13 protein-coding genes are annotated in these 21,755 nt (G+C 59.1%); 6 read left to right on the top strand and 7 right to left on the bottom strand.

Going from position 1 to position 21,755, the window contains the following annotated elements; genetic code table 11:
• Positions 1 to 269 precede the first annotated feature (269 nt).
• A complete protein-coding gene (locus tag IVB27_RS39910; protein WP_247448021.1) occupies positions 270 to 4,181 on the top strand; it encodes an RHS repeat domain-containing protein in 3,912 nt (1,303 codons plus the stop codon).
• 270 nt (positions 4,182 to 4,451) lie between these two features.
• Positions 4,452 to 5,576, top strand: coding sequence for an acyltransferase family protein (locus IVB27_RS39905; RefSeq protein ID WP_247448019.1), 1,125 nt, complete (start codon positions 4,452 to 4,454; stop codon positions 5,574 to 5,576).
• A gap of 18 nt (positions 5,577 to 5,594) precedes the next feature.
• Here the strand turns inward: IVB27_RS39905 and IVB27_RS39900 are convergent, their stop codons facing one another.
• Together IVB27_RS39900 and IVB27_RS39895 are read right to left on the bottom strand one after the other, a co-directional pair.
• Positions 5,595 to 6,956 (bottom strand): polysaccharide pyruvyl transferase family protein, encoded by a 1,362-nt coding sequence (locus IVB27_RS39900; protein ID WP_247448017.1) that lies wholly within the window; start codon positions 6,954 to 6,956, stop codon positions 5,595 to 5,597.
• A 19-nt stretch (positions 6,957 to 6,975) separates the two neighbouring features.
• Positions 6,976 to 8,433, bottom strand: coding sequence for a lipopolysaccharide biosynthesis protein (locus IVB27_RS39895; RefSeq protein WP_247448030.1), 1,458 nt, complete (start codon positions 8,431 to 8,433; stop codon positions 6,976 to 6,978).
• Between the two features lie 239 nt (positions 8,434 to 8,672).
• Here IVB27_RS39895 and IVB27_RS39890 point away from each other — a divergent pair, with 239 nt between their 5' ends.
• Entirely contained in the window at positions 8,673 to 9,818 is a 1,146-nt protein-coding gene (locus IVB27_RS39890; protein WP_247448016.1) for a glycosyltransferase family 4 protein, read from the top strand.
• A gap of 22 nt (positions 9,819 to 9,840) precedes the next feature.
• Here IVB27_RS39890 and IVB27_RS39885 read toward each other — a convergent pair whose 3' ends face one another.
• Genes IVB27_RS39885 through IVB27_RS39870 form a run of 4 tightly spaced genes read right to left on the bottom strand, consistent with a single transcriptional unit; the run spans position 9,841 to position 14,610 of the window.
• Positions 9,841 to 10,935, bottom strand: a complete 1,095-nt coding sequence (locus IVB27_RS39885; protein ID WP_247448028.1) for an acyltransferase family protein — start codon at positions 10,933 to 10,935, stop codon at positions 9,841 to 9,843.
• Positions 10,932 to 12,038: an acyltransferase family protein gene (locus IVB27_RS39880; RefSeq protein WP_247448015.1), complete on the bottom strand. Its 1,107-nt coding sequence runs from the start codon at positions 12,036 to 12,038 to the stop codon at positions 10,932 to 10,934. The genes IVB27_RS39885 and IVB27_RS39880 overlap by 4 nt, the downstream gene beginning before the upstream one ends.
• 9 nt (positions 12,039 to 12,047) lie before the next feature.
• Positions 12,048 to 13,391 (bottom strand): hypothetical protein, encoded by a 1,344-nt coding sequence (locus IVB27_RS39875; RefSeq protein WP_247448014.1) that lies wholly within the window; start codon positions 13,389 to 13,391, stop codon positions 12,048 to 12,050.
• A 7-nt stretch (positions 13,392 to 13,398) separates the two neighbouring features.
• Positions 13,399 to 14,610, bottom strand: coding sequence for an acyltransferase family protein (locus tag IVB27_RS39870; RefSeq protein ID WP_247448013.1), 1,212 nt, complete (start codon positions 14,608 to 14,610; stop codon positions 13,399 to 13,401).
• Between the two features lie 1,151 nt (positions 14,611 to 15,761).
• Between IVB27_RS39870 and IVB27_RS39865 the strand changes: the two genes are divergently transcribed.
• Both IVB27_RS39865 and IVB27_RS39860 read left to right on the top strand, forming a co-directional pair.
• Positions 15,762 to 17,993, top strand: a complete 2,232-nt coding sequence (locus IVB27_RS39865) for a GNVR domain-containing protein (protein WP_247448012.1) — start codon at positions 15,762 to 15,764, stop codon at positions 17,991 to 17,993.
• A 501-nt stretch (positions 17,994 to 18,494) separates the two neighbouring features.
• On the top strand, positions 18,495 to 18,779 hold the full coding sequence (locus IVB27_RS39860; protein WP_247448010.1) for a hypothetical protein: 285 nt from the start codon (positions 18,495 to 18,497) through the stop codon (positions 18,777 to 18,779).
• A 37-nt stretch (positions 18,780 to 18,816) separates the two neighbouring features.
• Here the strand turns inward: IVB27_RS39860 and IVB27_RS39855 are convergent, their stop codons facing one another.
• Entirely contained in the window at positions 18,817 to 20,247 is a 1,431-nt protein-coding gene (locus IVB27_RS39855; protein ID WP_247448009.1) for an undecaprenyl-phosphate glucose phosphotransferase, read from the bottom strand.
• Between the two features lie 570 nt (positions 20,248 to 20,817).
• On the opposite strand from IVB27_RS39855, the gene IVB27_RS39850 reads away from it, so the two are divergent.
• A complete protein-coding gene (locus tag IVB27_RS39850; RefSeq protein ID WP_247448008.1) occupies positions 20,818 to 21,564 on the top strand; it encodes a metallophosphoesterase family protein in 747 nt (248 codons plus the stop codon).
• Positions 21,565 to 21,755: the final 191 nt, after the last annotated feature.

The following is a 21,755-nucleotide window of genomic DNA, read 5'->3' as shown; positions in this document are numbered from 1 at the left end:
CAAAGCCATCAGGCATTCGAACGCCGCGCGCAAGCTGCGCAGAGATTCGGCAGTGCGACCCGTGGAAATCTTGAAAGCGCCTTCCTCACGTCATGCTGCGCCGGCATCACATCATTATTCTTCTGAATCAGAGCTAGCCTGTTCCCTTGAGGAACCGCCGTTCGCTTTCGATTTGTAGCTCCGATTTTTATCTGAAATTCACATTCGACAGAGAAGGTTGAACGCAATCCCTGCGAGCAATTACGTTCGCGCAGAAATTCGAGTGTGAAATGTCGTCAGATCAAACCGTCCTGTCCGCCAGCGGCTTCGTCAACTCCATCGGTGTCAACACGCATGCCGGCTTCGGCTGGTCCGACTACAACAATCTCGCGCTGATGGTCGACGACCTGAAATATCTGGGCGTCACCCGTCTGCGCGACGCGATGGGGACGAGCCCAGCTGCGCAGCCCGTCGTCGACGGTCTGGCGGCGGCCGGCTACAAATTCGACTTCCTGGTATCGTCCGCCTTGCCCCAGCTCGGGGCGGCCGGACTTCAAAGCTACATCGTCTCGCTCGAGAAATTCACGACGAGCCATCCCGGCAGCATCAGCGCCATCGAGGGGTTGAACGAAGCCAATCACCAGCCCTTCAGTTACCACGGCAGCTCGAGCCTCAGTGCCGCCGCCCAGTACCAGAGCGCGCTCTATCAGGCGGTGAAGGGAGACGCCGCGCTCGCCAGCATCCCTGTCATCAACCTCTCGCTCGCCTACAACGACCCCCAAGGCTACAGCCAGCTCGGCAACATGTCGGGCTCGGTCGACTTCGTCAACGCGCACGCCTATGTCAGCACCGGCACGACCCCGAATAGCTCGCTTGCTGCAACATTGAGCGCCGTCGCGGCCGCAGCACCGGGAAAACCCGTCGTCATTACGGAAACGGGCTACACCACGCAGGCCAACACCCAATATCTCGGCGTTGACGAGACGGTGCAGGCCAAATCGATCCTGAACACGCTGGTCGACGCCTACAAGGCCGGCGTGAGCGCGACCTATCTCTACGAGATGTTCGACCGGGACTCTTCGGCCGCCAATACCAATCCGGAGGCCAATTTCGGCCTGTTTAACTCCGACGGAACACCGAAGCTCGCCGCGACCGCCGTCCACAACCTGACGAGCATCCTCGCCGATGACGGCAAGGGCGGCCACCAGCCGACGGATCCGTTGAACTACTCGCTGAGCAACATGCCGGCCTCGGGCAACAGCATGGTGCTCGGCAAGAGCAATGGCGCATACGAACTCGTGGTTTGGGCCGAGCCGAAACTCTGGAACGACGCGACTGATTCCGAGATATCCAATCCGACCGAGACCGTCACCGTAAATCTCGGCGGCGTGCATCATTCCGTCAAGGTTTATGACACTTTGACCGGAACATCGCCAATAACGACCTATACCGACGTCAGTTCGATCACCATTCCGGTCGGCGATCACCCGCTCATCATCGAGATCGACGCACCGGAGACCACGACGACTCCGCCGAGCACTGAGGCCAATATCACCGGTACCGGCGCCGAGATCGTGCCGCAGCTCTCTGATCTGAACTCATCGACGTCACTGGAGACGATCACGCTCACCGACACGCACGTCCTGCCGGTCGCATCGAAAGCGACGATGGACTACATGATCTCCCATTACGGAAGTGCGTTGGGCAAGATCCAGGGCGGATATTCGTTCTCGGTGACGAATTCGGCCTCGAACTGGACCAACACCAAGACCTATGATGCCGGCGGGAAGCTCGTCTCGACTGCGAATTCGGGCCTGAACAGCAGCGGCCTACCGATCTCGACCACGATCGTTTACGTGGACGGCTCCAACGACGCGATCGGCTACACCGCCGGTGTAAAGACCACCTCCGTCCATACCGCCACCGACGGAACCAAGACGACCGATACTTACAACACAGCGGGCGCTCTTCTCAACGAGGTCGTGCAGAAGTCGAGCGGCTATTATTCGACTACCATCTATACCAACGGCGTGAAGACCGCCGTCTATGTCAAGAATGCCGATCACACCCAGGACAACTACACCTACGCCATCAAGGGACAGAGCTTCACGAGCCAGGTTCAGCATGTCGATACGGCGGGCAAAGTCACTTCCGTGGTCCGCAGCCATGCGGATGGCTCGCTCGATTCAACGCAGGTCTACAACAGCGACGGCAGCAGCGTGATCACCACCTACAGCGCTACGGGGGTCAAGCTGGTCGAGACCGACTATCATGCCGATCACAGCAAGGACGTCTGGACCTACAACGTCAAGGACCAGAACTATGCGACAGAGCACGACGTCTACGACCCAAGCGGCTTTCTCACCACCCTGACGCGCCTCCACACCGACGGCAGCCTTGCCTTCAAGCTGGTCCAGACGACCGACGGCACCAAGACGACCGATTGGTACAATGCCGCCGGCAGCCTCACCAGTGAGGTCGTACAGAAGGCCAGCGGCTTCAACTCGACGACGCTCTACAGCAACGGCGTCAAGACCAATGCCTATGTCAAGAATGCCGATGGCAGCCAGGACAATTCCGCCTTTGGCGTCACCGGCCAGAGCTACAGCACGCTGATCCAGCACGTCGATCCATCCGGCAAAGTCACGGCCGTGACCCGCAAGCACGCCGACGGCACGCTCGACTATACGCAGGTCATCAACAGCAACGGCAGCAGCGTCGTGACCAACTACGACGCCGCAGGCACGAAGACGAAGGAAACCGACTACAACGCCGATGGCAGCAAAGACCTCTGGCTCCTCAACGTGGCAGGCCAGAGCTACACGACCGAGCACGATATCTACGACGCGACCGGCTTTCTCACCACGTTGGTGCGCACGCATGCCGACGGCAGCCTGGCCTTCAAGCTGGCGCAGACCACCGACGGCACCAAGGTATCGGACTGGTATGACGCCGGCGGCGTCCTCACCAGCGAGGTCCTGCAGAAGACAAGCGGTTACAGCGCAACGACGATTTACACCGACGGTGTAAAGACCGCCGCCTACATCACCAATGCCGACCAGAGCCACGACAATTACAGCTACAACATAACCGGGCAGAGCTACACCACGCAGCACCAACACCTCGACGCCGCCGGCAGGACGACTGAACTTGTCCGCACGCATGCCGACGGATCGCTCGACTATACCCAGGTCGTCAATAGCGACGGCAGCAGCGTGGAGAGCAGCTACAACGCCTCCGGCGTCAAGATGACGGAAACCGATTACCACGCCAACGGTTCGAAGGACGTCTTCCAGTTCCACGTCGCGGGGCAGACCTACACGAGCGAGCACGACAGCTACGATTCGACCGGCTTCCTCACCGACATCGTACGCACCCACGCCGACAACAGCCTGGCGTTCACTTTGGCACAGAGCTCAGACGGCACCAAGACTTCGGACTGGTACGACGCCAAGGGCGTCCACACCAGCGAGGTAACGACCAAGGCCGACGGCTACAGCTCCACGACCTCGTACACCAACGGCGTGAAGAGCGCCGCCTACATTACCAACGCCGATGGCACCTCGGACAACTGGGGCTACAACATCGCCGGTCAGTCCTACACCACTCAACATCAGCATCTCGATGCCTCGGGGCATATCGTGGAGGTGACCCGGACCCACGCCGACGGCACTCTGGATTACACTCAGGTCATCAACAACGACGGTAGCAAGCTGACGGACATTTACGACGGCTCTGGTTCCAAGACCCAGGAGACCGCCAACAACGCGGACGGCTCGAAGGATGTCTTCCTGTTCAATTTCAACGGCCAGACCGGAACGACACAGCACGAGCACTACAACAGTGCCAACGCGCTCCAATTCTTCGACGATACCAAGACGGACGGCACGCACAACGTCACCGCCGTCGCCGCGGGACAGACGATCCAGGGCGGAATCGGCAACGACGTGTTCTCGACCGCACCGAGCTCGACAACCGTCGCTTACGATCACGGCCAGGACCAGATCCTCAACTTCCAGTCTGGTGACGCCGCAACTCACGACGTGATCCAGATCTCGAAACTTCTCGCCGCGGATTACAGTCACCTACAGATCACGCAGTCCGACGTAAACGCCCTGGTCACGCTTTCGGCCAGCGACTCCATCCTCCTGAAGAACGTCAATGTCGCCAGCCTGACCAGCCACGACTTCCTGTTCGTCTGAACACGGCGGAACTGTCCACTGGAGCGCATCAATATCCCGGAGCCGGGACCAGCTACGGCAGGTCCCGGTTCCGTTCAATAATTAGGCGAATGCTTGGTCGACAGGCACCGGTCGCGCGATGGCAGCTCTGTCGGCGGCGATAGACGGTCCAGCTCGAAGAATTGAAGCGAGCTAATTGCGGCTGCGCCCCGGCGGCCAACCGACGCAGCGAACTTGCGTCACAATTGATCTCTAGAGAGAGGTAACGCCACGCAAGGAATTCGAAGCTCGATGGAAGCCAATGAAGCAAGACGTTTTGTAGTTCTCGACTTCTATCGCTTCGTCGCGGCCCTTGGCGTTTTCGTTTTCCATCTAAAAACCCTCGACAGCGGTATTGCGCCGGTCTGGAACGGTTCCTATGGTCTTTTCGTGGACATGTTCTTCATTCTGTCCGGGTTTGTGATCTCCTATTCCTATCCGTCTGACGCGCGTGGTCTCAAGGCATATTCCCGGTTCATGATCCGCCGCATTGCGCGGATCTATCCGCTGCATTTTCTGACTTTACTGGTGTTCGTGTTGCTGATCGGGTTCGGTCTGGACCGATCGGCGAGGTCGACGCCGCTGGACTTCCCGTACAACCTCGTTCTGCTTCAAGCCTGGGGCGTTACCGATCACCTCAGCTTCAACTCGCCATCCTGGTCGATCAGCGCGGAATTCTTCTGCTATCTGGTCTTTCCCCTACTCATGCTGCTTGCACGCAAGGTCCATCCGCTGGTGTTGGCAGCAATCGTCGCAGCGCTTTATCTGATCCTGGCCCACGGCCATTTGCCGATCTGGCAAGAACGATCGCAGATGTATGGAGCCAATTACGATTACGGGATGCTTCGTGCGCTGCCGAGTTTCCTGAATGGAATCCTGCTCGCTATCCTGTTCAGGTTGTCGCATCCCTATCGGCAAAAGCGGGTCGTCTTCGCCGGCATCGCACTGTTCGGGGTCTCCGTGCTTGTCTTGAACGTCTTCGCCAAGCCCGATCTGGCCATTATTCTGTTTTCCTGCGCCATCCTGCTCACCGCCGTCGGCGAGAGCGCCTTCTCCAAAATTACAGGCGCCCGCCTCCTCGGACGGCTCGGCAACACATCATACGCGATCTACATGCTGCATGATGCCGTTCTCATTGTCCTGTTCAAGCCGTTATGGGCTTCGCTCGGACTACGTCCGGATCAGTTTGGCCTTTTCGCCTTGGCGTGCTGTGTGGTCCTGACGGTCATCGCGGACCGCACCTACGCCTATTTCGAGAACCCGGCTCGGCGCGTCATCAATCGCTGGGCCGATGGCGGGGTCGGGTCGCGTCCCAAGGCGCAACCCGCAACCGAGACGCCTATGCGTTTCGACAAGCCCGAGCAGGCGGTCAATTGACGCCGATGGCGTCAGCGCTCAGGCAACCTTACCGTCGGATTTCGGGGCAATCCGCGTCGAGCCTGCGCCCAGCAGTGGTGCGACATTGGCGCGAGACAACTCCATGACTGCCGGCAGCATGCGGCGGACCTGCGCGCCCGTGGTTTTATAGGCATCAAGGAACCTCAGTAGAAACTTCTCGAGATTGTCTCCGGTGAGAAGCTGCTCCGGCGAGAGCAAGAGCGATTCACTGACGCCGAAATGAGCGAACAGGCCCTGGAACTTGTCCTGATAGGTGATCGCCGCAACGGGGGTTCCCTGCCCGAGAGCCGCGATCGCGAGATGCATGCGGCCGGTGACAACCCCGTCCACCAGACCGACGACGGCCTTGATCTCGCTTGCGGATAGAACCTGGTCGACATGATGAACATGTTCGCCCAGCCTATCGCGCAAACGATCAGCCAGCGGCCGTAGGCAATTGTCGTCGGCGATTTCGGGACGATAGTCGTGCGCGAGCAACAGCCAGCTTGCATTGTTCTCACGCGACACGCGCCCCATTGCGCTCGCCGCAAGTTCGATCATTTGCTCCAACTTCGCCGGCTCCGCCTTCCTGAACAACATCGGGTGGATATTGAATACAAAGACGTTGCGGCCCTGGCTGCGCTGCTCCTCTATTCTGGCGGCAATCTGCTTCACCGCCGCAGTGTCTTCCTGCGGCACCAGCATGAAAGCCGAATCGGCGACGAGTTGCGCACGATTCGGGGCGAACTCTTTGAAGCGCTGAAGAGATAACGCATCGCGCAGATTCAGGACCACAGCCGGATCGAGCAGCCGAAATACCTCACGTAACGCCTTGGCCGGACGGGAGTTGAAGCTGAATCCGAGCACGCTGACCTTGGCGCCGCACGCAGCCATGAGATCAGCAACGAGCAGCATGCGAGCGGCATCCACGGGGGAATAGTAGCCGTCGAGCACATCGGCCCCCAGAACCACCCCGAAATCCGGCCTGGTGAGGGAAAGCTCCTGCGCCACCGTCTCATACGAAAACGGCTGCCTCCAAAATTCCAGCGGCGTGAAACCCATTGCTCGCACTTCCGCGCTTGCCGCTTTGGTGGCGGTGACAATGTAGACCTCGATGTTCGGATGAGCCCGCTTCATCTCGCCGACGGCCGCCTCGATCATGGCCTCATCGCCGCGCGACTGATGAATGCTCCAGGGGTCCGATGGGAGCAGGACGAGCCGGCGCGGGTCGTTGCGTGGCGCAGCGTTCGCGCCAAGACCTTTCCGGGCGATCTGCCACCTGCGCAGCTCGAGCAGATCGACCGCGAATGGCGTATTCTTCGCGCTGTTGAGCCAGCCCCGGAGATGCTTGCGAACAGGTACCGGAATCAATTGTTTCACGACGTCTTCCTCGTCTTCATCAGGCGGTCACACCACGCTTCACGACAAAAGCGATCAGGGAGAACAGCTGCTTCCGCCAGAACAGCAGGATGCTCATCACATAGGTCGCCCCAAAGCACGACGACAGCAGCCCCATCCGCAGGTAGGGGTTCATGTCTGACGTCGCTTCGCGGCACAGCGCAACTGCGCCGTAGGCCAGAACAATTGCGCAAAGGCAGCCTGCGACGGGCCGCAGAAACTGGTCCCAGCTCAGTCCCAGCAACCGGAGCGCCAGCGCGAATGTCACAGGAGTCACCACGAGCTGAGCGATGGCAAAGATCGTCGCCAGCCGCCCTATGTCGTGCGACGGAATCAGAAACATTGCAGGCACAACCGTGCAGAATTTAAGAATGTTCAGCAGGAAGACGTAGTTCGGCTTGCCCATGGCGCCGAAATAGGCGCTGTTGACGAATTGCACGGTCTGAACGGCGCCGATCAGCATCAACGGTCTCATTACCGCTTCGCTGCCGCTCCATTTTGCACCAAATAGCAGCAGTGACAGCTCCGGCGCGATGGCTGCAAGGAGCACAAAGACCGGAGAGCCGATCAGCGCTCCCAAGCTGACGCTGCGGAGATAGGCATCGGCAATACGATCACGCTCATGGGCGATCTTGGACAGCGCGCTCAGCGCAACATCCATGACTGCCTGGGTCAGCAATTGCATCAGGATAATGTAAACTCTCGCGCCCACCGTGTAGATGCCGAGCGCCGCGACACCATAGAGCGACAGGATGATCATATCGATCGTACGTACGATGGCGAAATCAAGCAGCCTGTTCGACACGACGTGAATACTGTAACCGGTGAGCTCGCGAAAGCTCTTCAGGTTGCGGCCGCGCATCGGCAGCCATCGTGGCTGGCTCCAGAGCCACAGGCCGCTGACCGCGCTCTGAACGACCACCTGGATGACGAGGCTGAGCGCACCAAATCCAGCATAGGCGCAAGCGATTCCCACCACGCCGGAGACGGCGGTCGCTACCATGGTCCTCACCGCAAGCACGCGAAAGTCCATTTGTCGCTTGTAAAGCGCCTCCTGAAACAAGGTCGCGGTGCCAATCGGAAGCGAGAGGCTCGCGGCGGTCAATAGTGGCGCCAGTCCCTTCACGTCGAGCCAATGTTCGATATGCGTCGCCAGCAGCGCGATCACGACCGCAAGGACCGACGATGCCGCCAACGAGCAGAAAAATGGCAGAGTCACGTCTTCGGGCTCGAGCGTACGGCGCTGGATCAACGCGTCACCAAAGCCGAATTCAGAGAGGGAGCTCAGGAGCAGCAGGATGAAGGCAACCAGCGCAGCGAGACCGAAATCAGTGGGATCGAGCAGCCGCGCCAATATCAGGAACAGAACAAACGACAGCGCACGGCCGCCCCAATTCTGGGCCAGCGACCACAACAACGCGACCACAACCTGCTGTTGTTTCCCTGGAGTGCCGTTCATCAACAAATCGACCCAATTCCAACAGATCCAGTCACAATCGCCCGCTAGAAAGCGAGGCAAGCGATGACCGCGCGTGCAGCTGTCTCAGTCACGATGACGGCCGCAATCGTGCGACAGTATGACGACCTCATGGCAATCAGATGAGCGCCATTGATCAGTCGATTTAGCGTGGAAGTGAGTTCAAATCGTGGACTACACTCCAGTCGGTCTCAACGATGTGATGCAAAACGGATGCCTCGATGAATACGTCCGCCACGCCTTCCAGGCACGACTCCAGGCGCTTGCGCGTAGCAATCTACGCACCGCATTTTGCAGAATATTCCTACCGGCTCGCATCAGGATTGGCCCGCCATTGCGACGTTCGCCTCGTCCTCAACCGCAAGGATGCAAACCAGCAATGGGAACTGGCCGATATCGCCGTGGCGAAAACCTTTGATACCCGGGTCCGCGATCTAAGCCTGCGCCGCGGCGGCGCGATCGGCATCCCGGCCTCCTTCCTCGACATAATATCCTTTCGTCCAGACGTGATTCATTGTCACGAAGTTCCGGAGATCTATACGTCCAGGCTGGTCCAGCTGCTGCGGCCGCTTGGAATTCCGCTGGCGCTAACTGTTCATGACGCCATTCCGCACTCGGAAGGCGGCTCCGGCACCTCTCCACGAGAGGATGGTTGGCGCGGACGCATGCGCTCGTCCGCGTCGCTCATCACGACGCATGGTGAGAGCTGTATCGGCGATTTTCGCCGCGCCTCACCTCACTTCAAGGGGAAAGTCATCTCCAGTATGCACGGCGTGCTCATGGTTCCGCCGACGCAAAGCGCGGTCACTGAGCCGGAATCCGGACGCATCCTGTTTTTTGGAAGAATGTGGGCTTACAAGGGCCTCGACGTTTTCATCGATGCGATCGACCTGTTGGCACGACGCGGGGTCGCGCATGAAGCGATCGTCGCCGGTCGCGGTCCCGAGATGACGCGGCTCGGCGGGCGGATGGAAGCGATGCCGACAGTCAAGGCGATCAACGCCTACATCTCCCCCAAGGAGACGGGACGGCTTTTCCAATCCGCGACCGTGGTCGCCCTGCCCTACAAGGATGCCTCGCAAAGCGGCGTACTTGCATCCGCCTACGGCAACTCCCGCCCCGTCGTCGCCAGCGCCACTGGAGGCATTCCCGACGTCGTGACGGACGGCGTGAACGGGCTTCTGGTCCCCCCCGGCGATGCTGCCGCGCTGGCCGATGCCCTCGAACGCGTGCTGACGTCGAAGCCACTCGCCGCAGCATTGAGCGACGGTGCGCGGGAGACGGCAATTGGTCTGTTGAACTGGGATCGCATTGCCGATGGACTGTTGCCATCATATTACAAGCTCGCGGGCCGTACCGTGAGCTGATCATAACAGACATCGCGAACTTCTAGACGGATTGTTCCATCTTGCTCAACGGCCGAAAGAACGTTGTGCGAACCGCCCCGTCCAGCAGACGCCTGAGCCTTACCTCGATCAGCTCGTAGCTGATCGCGCTTGCAACCAGTGACATCAACGAGCCGATCAGGATGAATGCCGCCCATAGCAGCCAACGATCGACGCCGACCGCGACGAGCTTCAGCCCGATCACCTGCAACGGAAACAGTACAAAAGGATGCACGAGATAGAGGCTGTAACTTATCTTGCCCACATATTGCAGGGCCGGCGTGCTGAGAGCCCGGGCCAGGCCTGAGTCAGGGGACAGCACCATTCCGAACAGCAGAACACCGGGAACCAGTCCCACGAACGGATGAAACAGCACCAGGCTCGCATACATGGCGACCCCGCAAGCCAGGCCGGCTATCAGACCGAGAGGCCCCGGAATGGAGATACGCCAACCCGTGGCGCTGAAGAGCATCCCGATGCAGAAGAACGCCGTAATCGGCCAATGCATGAGGCAGGCGACCCCCAGCAAAATCAAGGGCGTCGCGAGCATCCTGCCTCCGATGCGCAACATCGAAAATGTCAGCGCGAACCAGATGTAGAACGCCCACTCGTAGGTCAATGTCCAGGCGTTCTGCTGAGCGATGGGCAAGCCAAGCGCGTCCTGCACGAAGAACAGATTCGCGGCGAAGATTCCGAGATAGCTGGTCAGATCGATTCCGCGGAAGAACTTGTAGCCGACAACCGGGCCGACCGCGAACAACGCAAGATGCAGGACGACGAATACCGGCATGATGCGCAGAATACGGTCGAAGAAGAACCGCGGCAGCGAGCCGTGCCGCACCAGACTCGCCGGGATCAAGAAGCCGCTGATCATGAAGAACAGTTCGACACCATGCCCGCCGACATTGATCACCGACTGCAGCCAGAGCCAGAGCGGCGGCAGGAAGCCGGGATCCGGAATGTCGTACATGCCCCCCTTCGGCATGTCGTAGAAATGATCCATCAGCACGCTCAGGGCCGCAATGCCCCGCAGCCCCTGGACGGACGGAACGAACGATCCGTCGTGTCCTGGGCTCGCCTGGTGCGCAGCTCTCGTCACTCCGCGGCACCCTGCGTGCTGAGAGCAGGATCGAGAACGACCGGCTTCCTGCGCGCCGAGCGGAACCTCTGCCCGAAGGAAATGCTGGGCTTCTCGACGAAGGTATACGTCATCCAGCTGACCAGGATCGACAGCATCACGATCATGACGGCGAAGGCCGACCATCCCAACGGTCCATCGCCGACCCAAGCGAGGCGGTGGATCCCGACGATCACGAATGGCGACATCAAGTAGACGGAATAGCTGATCGTGCCGACGAACGCCATCGCGCGCCAGGCCATCCTCTCACCGAACGCAGCAAACGCGATGAAGACGAGCGCAGCGCAGACATAGGCCGATCCGATCGAATAGCTGTAGAAGAAGTTCTCCTGATAGACGCCGCCGAACCGCCTGTCGGACAACGTGATGGCGAAGATCGCGTAGAGCGCCGTACAAACGCCCACGTGCGACCAACGCAGCTTTCCGCCGATGACCGTGTCGCGAACGACCTTACCGAGGAACATCGCCGAAAGGTTCAGTCCAACCTCCATCAGAGACGAAACCGTCCTGCTCTCGATCAGAAGCGCCGCGGCCGTCCCAATCAGCGCGGCAGCAATAACAATCCCAACTGCGGTCAGGGGCCGGTTCAGCAATCCCATCGCAAAGAGAATGGTGCACCCGACATAGAACAGCAGCTCGATCGCCAGCGTCCAATAGAAGACCCAGAGGTTCGGGATGTTCACGAAGGTCTGCAGCATCGTCACGTTGGCGACGATCTGCCACAGCGGATAGGCTTTGGACTCCAGTACCAGCATCGTGGCGAGCCCGATCAGCATCGAGGTCCAGTAGGCCGGATAGAGTCGGAAAAAGCGACTGATCGTAAAATCCCGCACGGGGGTCGCGCTATTCGGAAAACTGAACGGGATGACGAAACCGCTGACGAAGAAGAACAGCACGACACCGAACCGGCCGAAGTTCATGTAATAGCCGATCGCGTCGTGGAAGACCCAGTAGTAGGCGCCCGTCGGGTGCTTCTGGACGATCACCTCAAGCACGTGCTGGAACAGAACCGCCAACACGGCGATGCCGCGCAGCGTATCGATGAATGCGAGCCGCTTATGCATTGTTCGTTCTCACCTGCTTCTGCCCGCCGCCGTCCTCGGCACGTCTATGCCGAGACCGTCCAGCGAGCGTATCGGCCGCGGTACCTCCATGGGGACGGCATCAACTGCCCGCGCGGATGTGGCGCGTCGGGAGAATACTTCACTGAAGCTCAATGCGATGATCAGGAGGCCCGACGCCGGACCGTAGTTCAAGACCGTGATCGTGAACAAATTGACGACGAAGATGAGCGTCAGCTTGTATACGTCGGTCGCCCCAAAGTTCGCACGAAACACCATCACCATGAATGCAACGAACGGGAGCCCGAACATCAGGTATGTCCCGATGTAGAAGTTGTCGACGGGCACCCAGTACGCAGCGAGCGGCGAGAACAGCTTCTGCGGATAGTTGAAGCAACCCGCGCCACAGCCCGTTACCAGACCGATCGGCATCAGTTGGCTCATATAGACGAACGGCAACTGCCAGCTGTTGTTGATCCGGTCGAGAATGCTGAACATGGTCGAGTGCGGCACCGCCGCCGTTCCCGATGCGACCACGATCATGAAGAACGGGACCAGGATCGCGGCAAACGACCACAACGCGATGGCCCGGATCGCGGGGAAGCGCGACTTCTCCGGCAACATTCGCACCATCACCAGCAGCACCAGGTACAGCACAAGGACGATCATGGTCGTCTTGCTGGTGGTCAGGCGAATGACGTAAACCGCAAGGGAGCCGTACAGAAGGCACCACATCGTGCTCTTGCGAATTGACGTGATCGCAAACGACACCAGGATGAAGAAGGCGGCCATGGTATTGTCGGCGGCAAAGCCCATAAGGCGCTGATCGTCGCCGCCGTAGGCCCACCACAGCCGGCCCGCCTCGCGTACCGCGCCGAAAGACTCATATTTGTAGCCGACCCAGGGCATGACGTAGAATTTGGTCAGCAGCACGCCGATCACGGAGAGATAGAAGGTCGCGGCGATCACCGACAGCAGCTTTCGGTAGGAACCGAGGCTTGAATCGCAGAAGCAGAATCCGACAAACACGGGCAGCATCATCTTGAATGATGAGATCGCTGCGGTGGCGGTGCCCATCATGAAGTAGCCGAGAACCAGCGACAGCATGATTTGCGCGAACACCAGGAGGGCCAGGGTGCTGCGATTGCGCAGAATGCAATGGACGAAGAACTGGACCAGACACAGCAGCGCAACGGCGTCGGGCAGGTACCAGAGCGTGTCGAGGTGAAGGATGCTGGTGTAGTAGCGTATCACGCCGCCGAAGGCATCCCGGACCAGATAGACCCCGAGCGCGATCGCCTCGATGCTGAGGCTGATCAGCGTAATTCGCGGGCGCTGGAGCGCTAGGGCGGTCATGCTGGCCTCAGTTGGTGAGCCGCGCCGATGGCGCAGGAGATGCCGAGAAATCGGGCCGGCTTCCAAGAGCGTTCCGAAACAGCTTGCCACCGAGGACTTCGATATAGAGATAGCTGAAGTGAGAAACCGCCAGCACCGCTGCCAGTGAGACCACGAGATTCAGCGTGGCCGGCAGTCCCGCCCAAATCGAATCGAGTGCAGCGATCGGCCGCGGCCCGAGCGCCCGTACGAAGTACTCCGCGAACAGCACCACGAGCGCATGCACCATATAGATTGAGTAGGACCGGCGCCCGAGCCAGACCAACGGCCTTGCCACCAAGATCCGCGGCACCAGCAGCGCATCTGGAAAGGCCAACAAACTGCCGAGGAAGATCGCGAAAGTCAGTGGCGCAAGGAAGGTAACCGCCGGATTGGTCTCCGCGAGCGACACCAGCGCGATACTGGCAATCATGGCAACCAATTGCAGCAGGCCCTGCAGGGCCGGACCCGGCTTGCCCGGCAAGCTATGGACGGCCTTCACCGTCAGCACGCCCAGGAAGAAGCTCACGAAACAGCGCAGGATGCCAAAGTCGGTCTGGAGCCCGAGGCTCCTCTTGTCGAACACGAACACGATGAAAAGGAAGCTTCCGACCACCAGCAATCCGCAAAGGGCGTAGAACCATAACAGCGAACGCATCCGCTGGGCGAGCAGGACGATCAGGCCGAACACCAGGTAAGTATAGAATTCGACGCTGATGCTCCAGCTCGGCGCGTTCCAGCTGAGATAGTCGATGAACCCCATCGAATGCAGAAGAAAGACGTTGAGCACGAAGGAATAGGCATTGTTCACCTCGAAGGCTGCGGGAGCTGCAACTACGACGCCGGCTGTGACCAAGCCGATACGCAGGAGGCGGAACAGGAGATTTGCGATCAGCATGACGATGTGCAGCGGATAGACCCGCGCCAGACGCCGCACCATGAACTCGCGCAACGAGAAGCGGCCGAAGTCGCCGTCGACGTAACCCAGCGACATCACGATGCCGCTGAGAACAAAGAACAAGTCGACCAATAGCCACGCGCTTCTGAAGAATGAGCAATTGATCCACGCATTGTGTGGGAATGCCGCCAGAAAAGTCGGCATCAGCAGAAGATGGTGGATCACCACAGATGTCGCGGCAACACCCCGGATGCTGTCAAGCGGCAGGACATGCGCTTTCTCACGATGAACCAGCTCCGTCACATCGACATTCCGTAGCTATTGCACTGCAGCAGTCTGTATCAGGTCTTTGCGTGCTTTCAATCTTCACGATTGGAGAATCGCATGTGGCGCATGACGACCAGCGATAAACTCATCGCTCGCTCTCATTCGGACATGCGCGCGACAAGTTTGCGCCGTTTTTTGTTTTCGCGAGCGCCACGACGAGCTGCCGAATGTTCGCGAGCGTTTGCGAACAAAGTATGCGCGAAATCCGGCCATGTTGCGATTCCGCTCTATTAAAGGCGTTTCTCAATCGTTCAGGGATATCTTTTGGAACAAAACGCGTGTGTCGGTTTTGCGACTACGTCTCGTGGCGCCTCGAAAATCTTCAAACTGCAACATTCGTGGGCGGCAACGTGCTGATCGCGCAGGCATTGAAAATCCCGCTGCAACCGACGAGGGACAGTCGGTGCATTCACAATCGGCGGCAGATTCAACTGAATGAAACCACGGACTTTTGCATCGCACAAAAATTGACACAGTTGGCTGTCACTGCTCGCTGGTAATTATTTTGCAGCAACGACGAAGGGACACGGATGAGCTGCGGATTGACACGTCGCCGTGCGAAGCCGCGACGGCTACCGATCATATTGACGGGATGTGCTCTGGTCGCATCGAGCGTTGGTCCTTCCCAAGCTCAATGCGTCGAATTCGCGGATCGCGCCTCGCAGGTCGAGCTCGACGCCTTCGTAAAGTCGCCTTCTTCGCTTCTGGAGCGGCTGCGCAACGATAAAGAGAAGCTGAGGTCCCGGCTTTCCACATATATCGCGACCAATCCCTCGGTATTGCCGTCAGTGCAGACGCTGATTTCCGCGGCGGCTTCCCCCGATCGCTCGGCGATCGGCGCAGCGCTGCGGGTCGCAGAAGCGCGATGCACGTCTACGAAGCCGGACGCTGCGCGCAAGATCAAGGATTTCACGCAACGGGTCGGGGATCTCGCCGTGCAAGCAGGCTATTCCGCTGCGGGGGAAGATGCATCCAGCGCGCCATTGCAGCCGAGAGATAATGGACCGGCCCTTCCGACTCGGGGCGGAGCTCTCTTGGACGGCGAGTGGAAGACCAAACTGGCCAACCCGTTCAAGCCTGTTCCCATCCCAAATTGATCAGCGACCGTTAAGGCAGCGAATTTGCAAATGTATCAGCCCAGAGAACACTTCCGATCGGGACACCGATTCGGCATCGAGTTTGGCGGCGCGGTCCTCAGCTTCGACCGCGTGACCGACGTCCTCCGTCGGCAATGGCCCCTCATCGCTGCGACAGTTGGCGCAGCGCTGGCTCTGGTGATCGTCTACCTGATCCTGGCGAAGCCGATGTATACGGCGAACGCCCGCATAATGATGGATACCCGACAAACCCAGGTTCTGGACAAGGACAGCGGCACCAACAGCGCTTTGATCGACACGGGCTTTGTCGACAGCCAGGTCGAAGTTATAAACTCTGACGACCTCATCCTTTCCATCGTTCGCCGCCTGCGGCTAACGGAGGATCCGGAGTTCAACGGCTCCAATCCGGGACTTCTCACCACCGTTATCGGCAAGGTCATGGCTGTATTCGAATCCCGCGAACCGCCCTCGCAGGAGCGGATCGAACACGCCGTGGTCGAATCGATTCAAAAGGGTCTCAGAGTCGAGCGCGTCCTGACCACATACGTCTTGTCGCTCAGTTATCGCGCGCACAACCCGGACAAAGCGGTCAAGGTCGTAAATGCTATCGCCGATGCCTATATCGTGGGCGCACTCGAAGCCAAATACCAGTCGACCAAGCGGGCGACCGAATGGCTCCAGCAGCGGAGCGTCGAGCTTAGCGAGCAGGCGACGGCCAGCGACCGCGCGGTGCAAACCTTCAAGGCGGAGCATAACATTGTCGGGACCAGCCGCGGCCTCATGTCCGAGCAGCAGTTGTCGGATCTGAATACACAGCTGGTTCAGGCTCGGGCGGCAACGGCCGAGGCCAAGGCCCGCCTCGACCGGATCGAAGCGGTTTCAGATCAGGACCTCGCCCAGCCGACCGTGACGGACGCCCTCAACAACTCGGTGATTACGCGCCTGCGCGCCCAGTATCTCGACCTCGCGGCCCAATATGCCGATTGGTCAAGACGCTACGGCAAGACCCATCTTGCGGCGGTCAATTTGGCCAACAAGATGGAAGAGCTGCGCAAGAATATCGCGGATGAACTTCATCGGATCGGAGACGCCTATCGCAGCGATTATGAGATCGCAAAAAGCCGAGAGTCGTCTCTTGACAAGAACGTGAAAGAGCTCGTCGCCCAAGCCGGTCACACCGGCCAGGCGGAGGTCAAGCTACGCGACCTCGAAAGCGCGGCGGATACCTATCGCAATCTCTACAATAACTTCCTCGAGAAGTTGCAAAGCGCCACTCAAAATCAGAGCTTCCCGATCAGCGAGGCGCGCCTGATCAGTACCGCGACCAAGCCCGATCGCAAGAGTTCGCCGCGAACGCTCTTGGCATTGGTGGGGGGCCTGGTAGGTGGCCTCTGCCTCGGCTTCGGGGTCGCGTTTGCCCGCGAGTTGCTCAATGATGTCTTGCGCACCCCCGCGGAGGTCGAGGACGAGCTCGGCGTGAAATGCCTTGGCGTCCTGCCGGATATTCGGCCCACGACAAAGACACGTGGATTGCTTTCGACATCCGCGAAGACCGACGTTGCGGGGCTGTCCCGCTACGTCGTCGATCATCCTTTCTCCCGGTTTGCCGAAACGTTGCGCAATATCAAAGTTTCGATCGACGTCGCGCGCCTGACCAAAGAGATCAAGGTCATCGGCATTGTATCGTCGCTGCCAAAGGAAGGAAAAACGACAGTCGCGGCCAATTTCGCTCAGTTGATTGCCATGACGGGGCACCGCACCATCCTGATCGACGGCGACTTGCATACGCGCTCACTCACGCGCGAGCTTGCACCTAACGCCAACAGCGGATTGGTCGAAGCCCTCAATGATCCGACCGCCTTCGGTTATCATGTGCAACGAAGCAAGGAGACGGGCCTCGATTTCCTGCCCTCCATCGTTGCTACTCGCATGGTCAATTCGGCCGACGTCATAGCGTCGAGGGCGATGGCCGACCTGCTTACGGTGCTGCGGGAACAGTACGAGTATATCATCATCGATCTCGCCCCGGTGATGCCGGTGGCGGACTCCAAGGCGTTCAGCGTCCTGATCGATGCAATGGTCTATGTGATCGAATGGGGAGCGACCACGCGGACTGCGCTTCAGGAATCGGTTTCGGGATCGGAGATCCTTCAGAAAAAGCTGCTGGGTGCCGTTCTCAATCGCGCCAACCCGAAGATGCTCGGGCGTATCGAGGCGTACAAGGGTAAGCACCGCAACAGCTATTACGTCGAGCCTGCCTGACGCGAGGGGTCGCGGTCAGCGATCGCGCCCCTCCGGAGACGGTCGTCCCACCACGAGTTCTCCGACAGACGCGCTCGCCGGCCGGCTGCTGTTGCGATCCCCCGTTCCTCTCGGCCGAGCCACAGCGTCGCTCCAGGGTTAACCCGTGTTCAAGGCGCCGAATTGTTTAGCGGGCTCGATTCGGGCTTCGGAGTTCCCAGAAGCCGCGGGGACCAACCCGCAAAGGGGATGCGGACCGCGGATCGATCTGCCCACCCACCTGATCGCCTGATCTCCGTATTCATCCGGAATCCACAAATTGCGATTTCTGCCGTAGCCCAAGGTATGCCATAGCCCAAGGCATGGGTTGACGAGGGTGATTACGGCGACAAGATAGAACCGTGTCGTCGCCAGCTTCTCCTTGACGAAGCTTGGACCTGCCAGCCTTTTGGGCACCTTTTCTTCCGAGTTCCCTGGGGCTAATGTGAACTCATACTCTTTGTTCTTTTTAGGTAGGTTCTGATGGTGATCGTGCTCATCGTCTTGAGCGTCTGGGTATTGCTCAACATCCTCTTCGTATTGATCGTGGTTCCCCCGCGCAGGCCGCGGCGCCAGCCGGCGACCACTCTCGCCCCTGCCCCGCTCGACCCAAATCGGCGCGAACTCGAGCAAGACGAGCCCTTCTCACTTCGCCACGTCGTCGCCTCGGTGGCAATGGGGGCGTTCTTTGTTCTGGTGCCGCCGCTGCTCGCGTTGCGCGATGCAGTCGTCCGCCTTTTCAGGAAAACGCCAGGAAGCGGAAGCTAGGGGCGTTCTGTGGCCCCTGCGCTCTTCCTTTAGGGGTCTAATAGGCTTCCTGGAACATCACGGCTGAAGCCGTACGCGCCATGATCTTCAGATCCAGCCAGATGCTCCAATTGCTGACGTACCAGATGTCGTATTCCACCCTTTTTTCCATCAGGTCGATTGTCGGCGTTTCGCCCCGGAAGCCATTGACCTGCGCCCAGCCGGTCAGGCCTGGCTTCATGTGGTGGCGGTAGACGTATTTGCTGATGAGCTCGTCATAATAATTGTCATGCGCGAGCGCATGCGGGCGCGGCCCGACCAAGGACATGTCGCCGCGCAAGACGTTCCAAAGTTGTGGCAATTCGTCGATGCTTGTCATGCGAAGAAAACGCCCGAGCTTGGTGACCCGCGCATCCCGCTTGGTTGCTTGGGTAATCGTCTGCCCATTTTCGGAAACCATCATGGTCCGGAATTTCCAGATCTCGAAAGGCTTGCCATTGAAACCTCGGCGCGACTGCCGGAAGATGGCAGTTCCCGGCGAGCCCAGCTTGACCAGTACGGCAACTGTCAACAACAATGGTGTGAGTATGAGGAGCGCCAACAAGGCGATTCCGATATCGAGACAGCGCTTTTGCAAACGCTCGAAGACACTGAGCGGGGACCGCTGAATCTCCACGGCCACGGTTCCGCTGACCGGCAGGAACGGGCGCGACACGAGGTCAGCAATTGAATCGTCCGGCAGAAGGCGTACCGGCTGAGGCACCGCGCGCAGGTAAGGTCCCAGTTTTCGAACCATCGGCAATTCGTTCCAATCGATCGCAACAAGATATTCGTCGACGTCCTCCTGACGCGACTGGCGAATGACGTCTCGTATCTGTCGCTCCCAATTGCCGTCGCCGTTGTCGATCCCAAGTACGAAGTGGCGCATGACGTCGAAGCCGTTCCGACGCAGATCCTTGAAGCGGCTCGAGGTGAAGTCGAGCGGTTTCAGGCTCAGCAAAATCACCTTCCGATCGACCAACCTGCTCCTGGCATAATTTGTCCCCAGTACGAACTGCCAGACAAAACGCAGACTGATCAATCCAGCGCCGCCGATTGCGGCGAAAATGATCACCGTGCCGCGGGATAGATTGTCCGTCGACTTCAGCAGAAATGCAGCGACAGCGAGGATCGTCAGCGACGCCAACCATATGAAGACGGCCTTGCGCAGCTGCCAGACGAGATTCAGCAAGCGGTGTGTGGCATAGACATCCTGGAAATACGCGACCGAGACGAACACAACGCCGACAATCAATCCGGCACCCATCGATGCTCCGTCGACCGTGGAAGCGATCGCAGCGCTATAAATCGCAGCTCCCGCGCCATAGCTGAGCAGGATCAGCAGAAAGTCAGCAGCAATGACGACGATTTGAAAGGGCCTCTGCAAAGCAGAGGCGCGCCTTGACGAGAGTGCACCAATATTTTCGGAGCCATAAGTTGCAACAGCCATTCGAACCTCTGTCATCGAGAGTGCTTGACGTTGATCCGTGATGCTGAAGATCCGTCACTTCCCCGGTGCCAACCTGTTAAGTGATCACAGCGATATTGTGGCGCTGCACGCACAATTTTTGCGACGCCACTATGCGTCGCGGTTTGCCACGATTCCCGTCGCGTGTTGTTGAAGATCGCGTCACAGTGCTGACATACGATCGGGCTCGATGCCCTATTTTGAATCAAGTTCCCATCGAACGAGATGCGCGTTGTATGGCCAACCGCTCAGCTCACCCATCTTTGAAGCGTCCCGTTGAATCGATTACTAGAAATTCCAGAGATTGCGCTTTAAAGCTGTATCGGCAGAAAGCCTCGTCCGCCGGCATGCATCTTTCCAGCCGAGCGTTTGAGCAATGCAGCCCGGCGAAGGTGCCTGATTTATGCGGCACGTGTCGACAAACCAGGCAGCAATCGAACGCCACGCCTTCGGCGCAATCGGGCTGTCAGAGAGGTGGGCTGTCTTTTCTGCTCCTTGCCCGCGGACCGACTTGACGAAATTATCCCCACCACCCCAGCGAGTACGCGCGCCATGGTATCTCTTGCCGTATCTCTTGCCCGATCTCGCCCGCCGATTCACAAGCCGCAACTGCCGGACGGCGTTCGGATCTACGCGATCTCAGATATTCACGGCTGCTCGCATTTGCTGCAGCCCATGCTGGGGGTGATCGACGCCGACGTCACCCGCAGTCGGCCGGCCCATGCGATCGAGGTATTCATGGGCGACTATATCGATCGCGGTCCGAACACACGCTCCACGCTCGACATCCTGGTCGAACGAAGCCGGCGGGGAAACGCGGTCTTCCTCAAGGGAAATCACGAGGCGTTTCTGGTAAAGGTTTTCGAAGACCCATCCTTGTTCGAAGATTGGATTCGCCTCGGCGGCGCCCAGACACTGATGTCCTATGGGCTCGCGCCGGATCTGACGCGCGACGATCCCGCGTCGATACTCCGCGATTTGATTCGCGCAATGCCTGGCGAGCATCTCGAATTCCTGGACGATTTGCGGCTTAGCTATACCTGTGGGGACTTCTTCTTTGTCCACGCCGGCGTTCGCCCGGGTGTACCTTTGGCCGAGCAACGAGAACACGATCTGCTCTGGATTCGCGAAGAATTTCTTCGGAGCGAAGAGCAGTTCGGCAAGTATATTGTCCATGGTCACACGCCGGTTCGTGCCGCCGAAGTCCTGGCGAATCGCGTCAATATCGATACCGGTGCCTACGCGACGGGCAATCTGACCCTCATGAGCATACAAGGCAGCCGGATGCTCGCGGTTTGACCAACCAGCAAAGGTTTGCTGATCATCGACGGTACGTAACGGGCCGAGGACTTCACCTAGGGTCTGTTGGGATTCATCTGGAGTTTATCGCGGCCGCGGCCAGATAGATCATTGAAGTGAAGCTCTGGTCGGTCTTGTCGGCGCGCATTGCGATGCGCTTGAATTCCTTGAGCTTGCCGAAGAAGTTCTCG

Origin of the sequence: Bradyrhizobium sp. 197, from assembly GCF_023073375.1 — a bacterium.
Taxonomy (GTDB): Bacteria; Pseudomonadota; Alphaproteobacteria; order Rhizobiales; family Xanthobacteraceae; genus Bradyrhizobium.
Note: the sequence above shows the minus strand (reverse complement) of the source record. Positions and strands in the feature narration are given on the sequence as shown.